Genomic DNA, 12,623 nt, shown 5'->3' with positions numbered 1-12,623 from the left:
ACTGTCGTCCATGAACTTACGAATGAAAGTAATATATACTTCGTATGTAATAAAAATCATAAACGACACGGGAGAATCATCATGCATAAAACCCCCATCGCGACAAAACTGCCGGAAGATTACAAACAGCAAATCATTGACGTAAAACAAAAACTACGGTCTCAGATTGGTGATGTGCAGGGGCTTTTTGATCAGGTGTGCAGCAAAATTGAATCAGAGATTGCTGCCGCCCGTGAAGAGGAACGTGCTCAGGGTTCGGCTTGGCCAGAGATCGAATGGTCAGATCTCGCCGCCGGAAAAGGATCCGGGGCGCTGATTGCGCAGGTTAAGCGCCGTGGTTGTCTGGTTGTGCGCGGAACGTTCGGGCGCGATGCGGCGCTGGCGATGGACGAGTCCATGCTCAGTTATCTGGACAATAACCATTTCGACGACGTTTACCGCGGGCCGGGCGATAATTTCTTTGGCAGTCTGGAGGCTTCGCGTCCCGAAATTTATCCCATCTACTGGTCAAAAGCGCAGATGGAGGCAAGGCAAAGTCAGGAGATCGGCGCGGTTCAGTCATTCCTCAACCGGTTGTGGAAATTCAACAGCGAAGGAAAAGTCTGGTTTAACCCCGATATCAGCGTCATTTATCCTGACCGGCTCCGCCGCAGACTGCCGGGAACGACCTCCAAAGGCCTCGGGGCGCACACTGACTCCGGCGCGCTGGAACGCTGGTTATTGCCTGCTTATCAGAACGTCTTTCGGAATATTTTCAACAATCGCTTTGACGAATATGACCCGTGGGATGCGGCGTTCCGGCCAGATGTGAATGAATATGACGTCGCTGATACCACAAAATGCTCCGTATTCCGCACCTTCCAGGGCTGGACGGCGTTGTCTGATATACAGAGCGGCCAGGGCGTTTTGCACGTTGTGCCGGTCCCTGAGGCGATGGCCTACATGTTGCTTCGCCCGTTGTTAGATGACGTACCCGAAGATGAATTGTGCGGCGTCGCGCCGGGCCGGGTTTTGCCTGTCTCAGAGAAATGGCACCCTCACCTCATTAACGGCCTTTGCAGCATTCCGCAATTACAGGCCGGAGACTCTGTCTGGTGGCACTGCGATGTGATTCATTCGGTTGCGCCGGTTGAAAACCAGCAAGGATGGGGAAACGTGATGTACATTCCGGCAGCGCCGATGTGCGATAAAAATCTGGCGTATGCGCACTCCGTACACGACGCCCTGAAACAGGGAACTTCCCCTGCGGATTTCCCGCCAGAACATTATGAAATGAACTGGAAAGACCGGTTCCGGGATACCGATCTGAATAAGAACGGCCTTCAGGGCTTAGGGCAGGACGCCGCGAAGTAATCCCATTCCCATTCAATGCAGACCTTGCGTTTAAGGTCTGCATTGTCCTCCCGAAACAACGACCATCTGATGCCCGCAAATCCCATAAGCGCAAAGCCAACGGGTAGGTTCAGGGAAAAAACGTGCTGATTTACGATTAGCAACGCAACATTGCTTTCTTCTACGTGGCCGAACGCTTATATACATGAAACACCAACGCACATTCTCCCTTAACGTGAGGCCATGATGACTGACAGCCGCTTAATTGTGAAAAAACCCCTTCCGCCGTTTACGCGTGAAAGCGCCATCGAAAAAGTCCGGCTTGCCGAAGATGCGTGGAACAGCCGCGATCCGCAGCGCGTCAGCCAGGTGTATTCTGCCGATACGCGCTGGCGCAACCGCAGCGAATTCGTCACGGGTCAGGCCGGTGTGGTGGAATTCCTGCAACGTAAATGGGCCAAAGAGCTGGATTACCGCCTGATTAAAGAGCTGTGGGTGTTCGACGGTGAGCGGATTGCCGTGCGGTTTGCTTACGAATGGCACGACGATTCCGGCAACTGGTTCCGCAGTTTTGGCAACGAAAACTGGGCGTTTAACGCGCAGGGGCTGATGTTCGAACGTCACGCGTGCATCAACGATTTACCCATCGCTGAAGCCGACCGCAAATTCCACTGGCCGCTGGGCCGCAGACCTGACGATCATCCCGGCCTGAGCGAATTCGGGTTTTAACCGGCCGCCGCCCGGTTCAGATTGTCTTCGCGGACAAAATCGATAAACGCCTGCAAAGGCGCGGGGATCAGGCGGCGATCGTTGTAATAAAGATAAGGGCCTGAAAACGACAGCCACCACGGCTGCAAGATGGGCTCCAGCTTACCGCTGACAATGGCGGGCGCCAGCCACTCTTCGAACAGGTAGATGATACCCGCGCCCGCGATAGCGGCTTCCACGGCCAGATCCACCGCCCCGCCGACGCTCACCACCAGCGGGCCGCTCACCTGCACGCTGAGGTTTTCGCCATCGCGCTCAAATTCCCAGTCCGGCATATTACCGCTGGCATAGCGGCCACGCAGACAGCGATGCTCAATCAGATCCCGCGGATGTTCCGGCCTGCCCTGCGCGTCGAGATACGCGGGAGACGCCGCCGCCGCGTAACGCTGACGGCGCGGCCCGATGGGAAGCGCCACCATATCCTGCTCAAGACGTTCGTCGTAACGAATACCGGCGTCGCAGCCGTCGCGAAACACATCCTGCACATTACTTTCCGCAATAATTTCCAGCTGGATATCCGGATAACGCCGGAGGAATTCCGGCACCAGCGCAGGCAAAACCAGCCGCGTGGCGCTGACAGGAACGTTCAGCCGCAGCGTGCCGCCGGGCGTATTGCGATAACGGTTAAGCGCGTCCAGCGCGGCATTCACCTCATTCATGGCGGGCTGCAAACGTTCGATCAGCGCCCTGCCGGCTTCGGTCAGCACCACTGTGCGGGTCGTCCGGTGAAACAGCCGGATGCCGAGCTGCTGTTCTGCGCGACGCACCGCATCACTGAGCCGGGACGCATTGCTGCCGGTGACGCGCGCCGCCTCACGAAATCCACCGGCTTTCGCCACTTCAACCACTGCGTGCAACAGGGCGATATCCATCGACATTGTGCGTAACCTCGTACAGTTTGTGCTGATTTTACCGGATAGTTGCACAACCAGCGCCCCGCTACAATCAGTGAACATTCACAGAGGAGAATTCCATGTCAAAGCCTTCCATGACTTATCGCCTGGGCGATCGCGAAGTAGGACGCTTAGGTTACGGCGCCATGCAACTGGCGGGACCGGGCGTTTTTGGCCCGGTGAAAGATGAAGCGCGGGGCATTCAGGTATTGCGTGACGCCATCGCCAGCGGTGTGAATCATATCGATACCAGCGATTTTTACGGCCCGCATGAAACCAACCGGCTGATCAAAAAAGCACTGCATCCGTACCCTGACAATCTGTGTATTGTGACCAAAGTCGGCGCGCGCCGTGATGAAAAAGGCGGCTGGTTACCGGCTTTCAGCCCGCAGGAACTGACGCAGGCCGTGGAAGATAACCTGCGTAATCTGGGGCTGGAAACAATAGACGTGGTGAATCTGCGCAGCATGCTCGACATTCATCAGCCGAAAGAGGGTTCACTCGAACCACAACTGGAAGCGCTAATCAGACTGAAAGAACGTGGTTTGATTCACCATATCGGCCTGAGCAATGTCACGGCAACTCAGGTCGCTGACGCGCAGAAACTGACGACAATTGCCTGCGTTCAGAACATGTATAACCTGGCGAACCGGCGCGATGATGCGCTGGTCGATACCCTTTCGGAACAGGGCATTGCGTATGTGCCTTTCTTCCCGCTGGGCGGTTTTTCACCGTTGCAGTCCACGTTGCTTGATGAGGTGGCCGCCACATTGCAGGCCACACCGATGCAGGTCGCGCTGGCGTGGCTGCTCAAACGCTCACCGAATATTTTGCTGATCCCCGGCACGTCGTCGCCGGAACATTTACAGGAAAATCTGGCGAGCGCGACGCTGCAATTGTCCGAAGACGTGATGGATAGGCTAAACGGAATATAAGGCCAGCCGTAAGGCAAGCCTTTCATCAGTGGCTGAAATAGCGTCTGACCGTGGGTAATATCTAAAAACCATATCTCAGCCACGCAAAAAGCACGTTGCCGTTATTGTAAGTTCCGGGGATGTAAGTGAACTGCAAATTGACGTTTTTATATCCCGCAGAAAAAAGTGGGAATAAGAATGGCAGCGGTACGTAATTAGCGAAATCCTGACGGGCGGTAATTCCGCCCGCTAATCCCAGCCCAAGACGGACATCCTTACTTTGCGTGAAATACCCTCCCTTTTCCCACCCGTAACCGGCGGCGGGTTGCCACTCGCGGTGGGAATCCTGAAATACCATCGTAAAAAGTCCACTCCAGTTGCCCTCTTCTGTATAGCGGGAAACGCCAATCCCGCCACCCCACGGCATTTCATTATAATGATCTGTTTTATGCTTATCGTACGTCAGCCGGTTATGCCAGCTTAGAAAAGGAAGATAGACATCGGTATATTGCGGTTCATTCCAGGTCAGGGAAACATCGTCTTTAAAATCTTCCCACAGGCCCGATACTCCGCTTCTGTTGCCGCCCGTGGGGTTAGCAGCCACTGCGGGTATCGTGCAGGCAATGCCTAACACCATCATGATTGAATTGAGTTTTTTCTTTATTATCATCCGTCCACCAGAGTTTGCTGAGAGCACTATTTCAGTCAATGATAGCTCATCCTCCGGCAGGGACTTTTATTGTTAATCAATAAACCTCAATAAAATCAGAAGTGCATTTTTACGCCTGCTGCCTTGCGCGGGTGGCCTCCCATTTCCCCGGTTCGCTTTTATCCGGCGTTTGAACAATCATATTAGGCAGCGCCATTTCAATATCCTGCTCGATAAGCTTCTCGATAATACGGATATTGATTTCCTGCTGAATATCCATGTATTTGTTGTAGTCGGCTGTATTGACGATATGAACCACTTCGATATTCAGGCGGTCTGTGCCAAACCCAAGAAGGTGCGCACGGTCGAATTTAGTTTCACCCACATCAATAATAATGTCTTTGACCATATCGCCGATATTACGCAACTTCTCCGGCGGCGTATTAATCGCGACACCAAAATTGAATACGATACGGCGCGTCTGCATTCGCTTGTAATTATGCAACGTTTGCTGGAGCAAAATGGCATTACCGCAGACGATCTGCTCACCGCTCAGGCTGCGTATTCGCGTGGTTTTCAGGCCAATATGTTCGACCGTTCCGGCGACATCATTAAACACAACAAAATCACCAATTTCGAAAGGTTTATCAAAACCGATGGAGAGTGACGCGAAGACGTCGCTGAGGATGGTTTGAATGGCGAGCGCGATGGCGATACCGCCGACGCCCAGGCTGGCGACCAGCGCGGTAATATTGACGCCCACATTCGCCAGAATCGACAGCAGCATCACCGTCCACACCACCGCGCGGAATATCAGACCGGTGATCACCAGCGTAACCGGGTTTCTGTGCATGCGGGGCTGACGCATAAGATCGCGTAACCACGAAACGACCGCCTGATCCAGCCACAGCGCCATCTGGAAAGCCAGAACCAAGAACCACGCGTGGGTTATCGTGCTGTAAAGATGATCGGGAAGATTAACGAACCGCAGGCTGAACAAAAAGGCTGCGATAAAAATCAGTAAGTTGCTTGTCCGGTTGAGAATTTCGCCGAGCACAAACCGTATTCTGTGGCTGGCCTGATTCACCTCTCCCCAGCTTTTTACGCCTTTGCGCAAAAATGAGAGCACCCAGCTCAGCAGCCAGTAAGTAGCAAACGTCACAATCACCATCGTCGCGACGCCTGTCCAGAACTCCGGCGTCATCACCAGCGTGATGAAATCGAAATGTGATAGAAAATTCATTTTCCCTCCCGGAATTAACCGCAAACTACCAGTATAGGGAACGCAGACGCGCGGGCTGACAGAATCGGAAAGTTCGGTAAACAGAAGGAAAAACTGAAAAAGAAGAAACATTGCCGCGTCGGCGTGATCTATCATCAATAGGTAAGCTGCGATTTGCCCGGTTTACTCTGCGTCCAGTCGTGAGTCCGATGTTCTGAAAAACGTTCAACTGAAGTGCTTAATTATGAAAAGAGCTTTAGTGGTGAGTTATATGTCGTTCGTTTCAATTGCATTGGTCGCAGCGCTGATCATTGGTGCCCGCAACTAAGTGCGTTTTTTTTTATCAGGGCCAGCAGGACGCTGACAGCTTCCGCCGTAAAAAACATAAGCCATCCTGCGAATGACGTTATTTTGCAGAATGGCTTTTTTATTGCCTTCATCCCCGCGCACGGGTTATGCCACTTCTCCCGCGCCCTTCACCATAACGACCTGCTTACGCAGAACAGTCATCGCCTCTTTGTATGACATATCTTTGCGGAATAACCCTGCTGTGCCGAGAATAAAGAGGTCAATTTCCGTGCCGAGCTTTTTTACCACCTCGGGAGAAATAGCACCGTCGATGGCGATGAGCGCATCGCTCTTATTTTCATTCAGCATGGTTCTGAGCCGGCGGACTTTGCTGAACGAGCTTTCTATAAAAGGCTGCCCCGCAAAACCCGGATTCACTGACATCACCATGACTACGTCTACCACGTCGAGGATTTCCTCCAGAATATTCAGCGACGTGCCGGGGTTAATCGCCACGCCTGCTTTGATGCCGCGGCTGCGGATATTGCCCAGCGTCCGGTGCAAATGGATTGGCGCTTCGGCGTGGACATAAATAATGCTGCAACCCAGATCGGCAAAACGCGCGATGTAAGGGTCCGGGTTCGTGACCATCAGGTGGACGTCATAAGGTATCGTCGCCAGCTTCGAAACGGCTTTGATATCTTCCGGGCCGAGCGCAAAGTTCGGGACAAAATGTCCGTCCATGACGTCGATATGGAACATCGCCGCACCGGCCGCTTCAAGGCTGGACAGTTCCTCACCCAGACGGGAAAAATCCACGCACATCAGCGACGGGCAAAATTGCGTGGTCATTGCTGCGCCTCCTCGATGGCGGTGATCATCTCCACCCGTTTCTGGTGGCGTCCGCCTTCAAATTCAGCATCCAGCCACGCGTCGATAATCATCTTTGCAAGCTCAGAACCGACAACGCGTGACCCAAAGGAAAGAATATTGGTGTTGTTATGTTCGCGGGACAATTTCGCCGAATACGGCTCGCTGCACACCACCGCGCGAATGCCGTGAACTTTATTCGCCGCAATGGAAATGCCGATCCCGGAACCACAAAATACAATCCCTAAGTCGGCTTCGCCTGAAACCACCGCGTCTGCCACCGCTTTGCCGTATATCGGATAATCCGTGCGCGTATTCTCATCAGCGCCTTTATCTGTCACCGTCATGCCCCGGCTAATTAAATGCCCGATGATGTCCGCTTTGAGAATAAACCCGACGTGATCACAGCCAATTGCAATATTCATATTTCTCCCTTCAACCATTAACAATAAATAAAATGAAGCGGTGGACAGGGGGAATAATTCCCCCTCACCTTCGCTATACGCTTTCGAGACAATCCTGCAAATTCGATTTAATGAGCGTGACGTGCGGGCCGTAAATCACCTGAACACCTTTGCCTTTTCGGATCACGCCTTTTGCGCCTGAGCTTTTTAGCAGCGCGTCATCCACCTGATTTTCATCCAGAACCGTGATACGCAGACGCGTGGCGCAGCAGTCGACATCCGAGATATTGGCCGCTCCACCCAGCCCGGCGATAATGGTTTGCGAAATATTGAGCCCGTCCCCGTTCAGCCCACCGGTATTATTTTTCTGATCGCGCGCGGCGAGATCCTGCCGGGTATAAAGTTTAGTTTCTTCGTTATCGTCTTCGCGTCCCGGCGTTTTGAAATTAAATCGCGTAATCATGAAGCGGAAACTGAAATAATAAATGGGGAACAGCGGGATCCCGATGAGAATAGCGTTTATCCAGTGACTCTTCGTATTCCCCTGCAAAACACCAAAGAGAATAAAATCAATTAAGCTGCCGGAAAACGTCTGGCCGACGCCGACATTAAAGATGTGGCAAAGCATGAATGACAATCCGGCCAGAAGGCAGTGCAGCACGTATAACAATGGCGCGGCGAACAGGAACGAGAATTCAATCGGCTCCGTGATACCCGTCAGAACGGCGGTCAGGGTCGCGGATAACAGTAAACCTAATACCAACCGGCGTTTTTCCGGACGCGCGGTGTGATAAATCGCCAGCGCCGCGCCGGGAATACCGAACAGATAGAACGGGAATTTACCCGCCATAAACCGCGTCGCTTCGACCGAGAACTCTTTGGTATTTGGGCTGGCCAGTTCAGCAAAGAAGATATTCTGCGCACCGGAAACCGTCACGCCGTCGATCACTTCCGTGCCACCGAGACCGGTTTGCCAGAACGGCATATAGAAAACATGGTGCAAACCGAAAGGGATCAGCGCCCGTTCAATTACGCCGTAGATAAACGTTCCCGCATAGCCCGCGCTGTTAACCAGTCCGCCGAGGTGCAAAATCCCGTTCTGGAGGGTCGGCCAGATGTAAAACATCAGAATCCCGACAAACAGATAAGTGATGGCCGAAATGATGGGAATGAACCGCGTACCGCCGAAAAATGAAAACGTTGCGGGCAGTTCTATCCGGTAAAAACGGTTATGCAACGCGGCAACCCCAAGGCCGGTGATCACACCGCCGAAAACGCCCATTTGCAGCGAATTAATCCCCAGCGTCATGCCGAGAGCGCCGTCCGGCAACGCGCCGGGCGTCAGTAATCCGTTGATGTCCAGCAGGGCATTAATGGTGGCGTGCATAATGAAAAATCCAATCGCACCGGAAATAGCGGCCACTTCTTTTTCTTTTTTCGCCATGCCCATTGCGACGCCGATGGCGAACATTACCGGCAGATTGGAAAAGACCACGCTGCCTGCACTTTTCATAACTGTGAGCAAAGCGTGAAGTACTGTGCCATTTCCCAGCACAGATTCCAGGCCATAAGAGTGAATAGTTGTCTGGTTAGTGAATGATGCACCGATGCCCAGTAATAACCCGGCCACAGGCAACAAGGCGATCGGGAGCATAAAAGAGCGCCCGATACGCTGAAGGATGCCGAACAATGTCGATTTCATAGGATTCTCTTGTTCATGTAGAGGAACAGTTTTTTTTTATCAGAAAGGGCATTGGATCGGAGAGCCCGTTTTTGATGCCTTCGCGATAACTTCACAACAATCATTATCAATGTGAAGTTATCGCAATTGCAATCGTTTTAAAAGATCGACTTCACAATTTTAAAAGTTAATGTGAATTTACTGAAAGCGTCAGAATGGTGGGCGTTAGTGAAGTAGCTGAATCATTGGATGCGCTAAAGACCTTGCTGAGAGGAAGACGCATTTTATTCACATTAATTTATCGTAATGTGAAAGTTACGCCGTTTAGTTTGACGTCCGTATTCAACAGGTTGATCCCTTGTGTTAACCTTTACGCTTCCTAATCAGTGCAGAGACGGTATGAGAAATGGCCAAAAATGAGGGTGTAGTGCAGGAATCGGACAGTGCTCTTGCGATAGGGGCACGGATCAAAATGTCCCTTTCTCAGCTCAACCCTACCGAACGCAGGATCGTCGAATGGCTCATTATCAAAGGCAATATCAGCCAGGAAACCAGTCTGCGTGAAGTGGCCGCGGCGCTGGAAGTCTCTGAACCGCTGCTGGTGAAGGTGGCGAAAAAAGTCGGGTTTTCCGGTTTTCGGGAAATGCGCACGGCGCTAATCAGCTATTTTGAGTCGCTGCCGTATGAGCGGGAAGAGGAAATCACTGAGCATGACAGCCTGGATAACGTGCTGGATAAGGTGTTTTCGAACAGCATTCAGGTGCTGAAAGAAGCGCGTTCGGTGGCTGACGCGGCCACCATCGGCAAAGCCGCGCGGCTTATTTTTCAGGCGCGACGGGTGATCATTTTTGGTGTCGGCGGTTCGGCCTCCGTCGGCATGGACTTCGAACATAAATTGCTGCGTATCGGGATCATCAGCCACGCCTACAGTGATTTCCACCTGATGCTGATGGCCGCCAGCCAGCTTGACGAAAAAGATGTGGTCATCGCCATCTCGCAGTCCGGCGAAACGCGTGAGATGCTCAACGCCGCTCATACCGCCATCGCGAACAAAGCAAAACTCATCTGTATCACCAATGACAACGGCTCCCCGCTTTCTCAATGTTCTGATTTATCTATTTTCAGCCCGGCAATGAGTGGCCCGCTACTGGGGCAAAATGCGGTGGCGAGGATCGTACAACTGAACCTGCTGGACAGCCTCTTTATCGCCATTCTTCTGGAAGATTATCAGGGAAATAAAGAAAAACTGTCGCGCGGAATCGACGTGGTCAGCCCGTTACATGCGGCGAAGTGAAGAATGCGCCATTCTGCCGATATCTTCCGTTTCCAGAATGGCTTTTTGATTGCCATAACGGACCAGATTTAACATTGCTTTCCCGATGTCTTCCGTCGTCAGAATGGCGCGGGGAAACAGACGTTTCAGCAGCGGTAATACCGGCGATAAAATCTGATAAAGAATCCGGTAACGGGTTGTTTTGGAGCGCGCGCCGTTCAGCGGCTGGATCATGCCAGGCCGGAACATCCACGCAGAGGCAAAGCCTTTTGCCAGAAGAGCATTTTCGGTTTTCCCTTTCACCCGCGCCCACATACTTTTGCCCTGCTCCGAGCTGTCCGTTCCTGCACCGGAAACATAGATGAACGCCATCGCCGGGTTTACCTGATACAGCTTTGAGGCAACGTCCAGCGTCAGATCATACGTAATTTTGCTGTACTGTGCTTCGGTCGTGCCCGCCGAACTGACGCCGAGACAAAAAAAGCATGCCGCATACTGGCTCATTTCATTCGTTGTGAAAGGGCTGAGAAGATCGGCGGTAACAATCTGCCTGAGCTTCGGGTGACTTTCCGCCAGCGGCGAACGCACAATCACCGTCACCGACTTCACGTCATCCGCCCTGAGACATTCAAGCAAAACGCCCTGACCGACCATGCCTGTCGCGCCATAAATCAAGATATCCATCGAATGCCTCATCGTTTTAAAATTCGTTCAGTGAATGGATTATAGAGGGGAACGCCGGGCTTTCAGGTGGTTTTTCGTGTCCTGGAAAATTGTGTGTCAGGCATAAAAAAGCCGGTAACACCTGAAAGTGTTACCGGCTTTTTACTGCGTTCTCTAACGAACCAGACTTACGCGTTCAGCAGTTGCTGTGCCGTTTTCTCAACCAGCGCCAGCAGGACTTTGACATCCTCCAGCGTTACGGTCGGGTTCAGCAACGTCAGTTTCAGGCAGGTCACGCCGTTATGCTCGGTCACGCCCACGTTGGCACGACCGGATTCCAGCAGCGCATCACCGATTTTCTGGTTCAGCAGCGCGATAGCCGCGTCGCTGGCGGTCGCCAGCTGCTGTGGACGATAACGGAACAGAACGCTGGCCAGCTGTGGCTTCATCACCAGTTCGAGCGACGCTTCGGACATCACGAACTGCGCCACGTCTTGTGCCAGTGTGACACCGTGATCGATGATTTCGGCGTACTGTTTCTGACCCAACGCTTCCAGACCCATCCACAGTTTCAGCGCATCGAAACGGCGGGTGGTTTGCAGCGATTTAGACACCAGATTTGGTACGCCAGCCGCTTCGTCGAACTCAGAGTTCAGGTAAGCCGCCTGATAGCGCATCAGCTCGTAGTGACGCTCTTCTTTAAGCAGGAACGCGCCGCAGCTGATGGTCTGGAAGAACTGTTTGTGGAAGTCCAGCGTAATGGAATCCACCCGTTCAATACCGTCCAGATAATGACGATACTTTTCAGACAGCAACAAGGCACCGCCCCACGCCGCGTCAACGTGCACCCAAATCTGGTGCTCCGCGGCCAGTTCAGCAATTTTACGCAGCGGGTCGATAGCACCGGCGTCGGTGGTACCGGCTGTTGCGACGATCGCCAGAATCTGCTCGCCGTTGGCCTGAGCCTGTGCCACTTTCTCGCGTAAATCGTTGAAATCCATACGGGCGAATTCATCGGTTTTGACGAGTGTTACAGACTGATAGCCGAGGCCCAGCAATGCCATGTTTTTCTGCACGGAGAAGTGCGCGTTTTCAGAACATAACACTTTAATTTTACGCAGATTACCGGTCAGACCATCCTGCTGGATGGAGTGTCCCTGACGGGCGAAGAACGCGTCACGCGCCAGCATCAGCCCCATCAGATTGCTCTGGGTGCCGCCGCTGGTGAACACGCCCGCATCGCCAGCCTGGTAACCGACCTGAGTCCGCAGCCATTCAATCAGCTTCATCTCGATGATGGTCGCTGACGGGCTTTGGTCCCAGGAGTCCATGCTCTGGTTAGTGGCGTTAATCAGCACTTCCGCGGCCTGGCTGATCACCAGACTCGGGCAATGCAGATGCGCCACGCACTGCGGGTGATGCACCGACAGGCTGTCTTTCAGGAAATATTCAATCGCACGTTCAATCGCAGCCTGGTTGCCCAGGCCCTGAGGATTGAAATCCAGCGTAATACGCTCACGCAGTTGTGCAACGGTTTTCCCCTGATACATCTCAGGTTGTTGCAGCCACTGCACAACAGCTTCACTGCTCTGTGCAATGGCCTGCTGGTAGGCTTCAGTGCTTTGCGCTGAGCCTGCCAGAATCGGGTTTAACTCGGACATCAGAA

Annotated in this window: 12 protein-coding genes; 4 read left to right on the top strand and 8 right to left on the bottom strand. The window is 52.8% G+C overall.

Features of this window, described 5'->3' with window-relative positions; all coding sequences use genetic code 11:
• The first annotated feature begins 81 nt into the window (after positions 1–81).
• Together GW579_RS16315 and GW579_RS16310 are read left to right on the top strand one after the other, a co-directional pair.
• Complete coding sequence (locus GW579_RS16315; RefSeq protein ID WP_165060212.1) at positions 82–1,353, top strand: DUF1479 domain-containing protein; 1,272 nt, start codon at positions 82–84, stop codon at positions 1,351–1,353.
• A 225-nt stretch (positions 1,354–1,578) separates the two neighbouring features.
• Positions 1,579–2,061 carry a nuclear transport factor 2 family protein gene (locus tag GW579_RS16310; protein ID WP_206738960.1) on the top strand — a complete coding sequence of 161 codons (483 nt, stop codon included), beginning with the start codon at positions 1,579–1,581 and terminating at the stop codon, positions 2,059–2,061.
• Here the strand turns inward: GW579_RS16310 and GW579_RS16305 are convergent.
• Positions 2,058–2,978, bottom strand: coding sequence for a LysR family transcriptional regulator (locus GW579_RS16305; protein ID WP_165060206.1), 921 nt, complete (start codon positions 2,976–2,978; stop codon positions 2,058–2,060). The two genes, GW579_RS16310 and GW579_RS16305, sit on opposite strands and share 4 nt — an antisense overlap.
• 95 nt (positions 2,979–3,073) lie before the next feature.
• Here GW579_RS16305 and GW579_RS16300 point away from each other — a divergent pair, with 95 nt between their 5' ends.
• On the top strand, positions 3,074–3,928 hold the full coding sequence (locus tag GW579_RS16300; RefSeq protein WP_165060203.1) for an aldo/keto reductase family oxidoreductase: 855 nt from the start codon (positions 3,074–3,076) through the stop codon (positions 3,926–3,928).
• Between the two features lie 61 nt (positions 3,929–3,989).
• Here GW579_RS16300 and pagP read toward each other — a convergent pair whose 3' ends face one another.
• From pagP to GW579_RS16275, 5 genes are all read right to left on the bottom strand, one after another.
• The gene (pagP, locus tag GW579_RS16295) at positions 3,990–4,577 is read right to left on the bottom strand and encodes a lipid IV(A) palmitoyltransferase PagP (RefSeq protein ID WP_165060573.1); all 588 of its coding nucleotides are present in this window, start codon (positions 4,575–4,577) and stop codon (positions 3,990–3,992) included.
• 109 nt (positions 4,578–4,686) lie between these two features.
• Positions 4,687–5,799, bottom strand: coding sequence for a mechanosensitive ion channel family protein (locus GW579_RS16290; protein WP_152323804.1), 1,113 nt, complete (start codon positions 5,797–5,799; stop codon positions 4,687–4,689).
• 432 nt (positions 5,800–6,231) lie between these two features.
• Positions 6,232–6,918 carry a ribulose-phosphate 3-epimerase gene (gene rpe, locus GW579_RS16285; RefSeq protein ID WP_165060200.1) on the bottom strand — a complete coding sequence of 229 codons (687 nt, stop codon included), beginning with the start codon at positions 6,916–6,918 and terminating at the stop codon, positions 6,232–6,234.
• A complete protein-coding gene (gene rpiB / locus GW579_RS16280) occupies positions 6,915–7,361 on the bottom strand; it encodes a ribose 5-phosphate isomerase B (protein WP_152323802.1) in 447 nt (148 codons plus the stop codon). Before rpiB ends, rpe begins: the two co-directional genes overlap by 4 nt.
• 73 nt (positions 7,362–7,434) lie before the next feature.
• Entirely contained in the window at positions 7,435–9,042 is a 1,608-nt protein-coding gene (locus tag GW579_RS16275) for a PTS transporter subunit EIIC (protein ID WP_165060197.1), read from the bottom strand.
• A gap of 385 nt (positions 9,043–9,427) precedes the next feature.
• Between GW579_RS16275 and GW579_RS16270 the strand changes: the two genes are divergently transcribed.
• A complete protein-coding gene (locus GW579_RS16270; RefSeq protein ID WP_152323800.1) occupies positions 9,428–10,315 on the top strand; it encodes an SIS domain-containing protein in 888 nt (295 codons plus the stop codon).
• Here GW579_RS16270 and GW579_RS16265 read toward each other — a convergent pair.
• Together GW579_RS16265 and GW579_RS16260 are read right to left on the bottom strand one after the other, a co-directional pair.
• Positions 10,298–10,978, bottom strand: a complete 681-nt coding sequence (locus tag GW579_RS16265; RefSeq protein WP_165060195.1) for a Rossmann-fold NAD(P)-binding domain-containing protein — start codon at positions 10,976–10,978, stop codon at positions 10,298–10,300. The genes GW579_RS16270 and GW579_RS16265 overlap by 18 nt on opposite strands.
• A gap of 167 nt (positions 10,979–11,145) precedes the next feature.
• Complete coding sequence (locus GW579_RS16260) at positions 11,146–12,618, bottom strand: pyridoxal phosphate-dependent decarboxylase family protein (protein ID WP_165060193.1); 1,473 nt, start codon at positions 12,616–12,618, stop codon at positions 11,146–11,148.
• Between the last annotated feature and the right edge of the window lie 5 nt (positions 12,619–12,623).

Source organism: Rahnella contaminans, assembly GCF_011065485.1.
Taxonomy (GTDB): domain Bacteria; phylum Pseudomonadota; class Gammaproteobacteria; order Enterobacterales; family Enterobacteriaceae; genus Rahnella; species Rahnella contaminans.
Note: the sequence above shows the minus strand (reverse complement) of the source record. Positions and strands in the feature narration are given on the sequence as shown.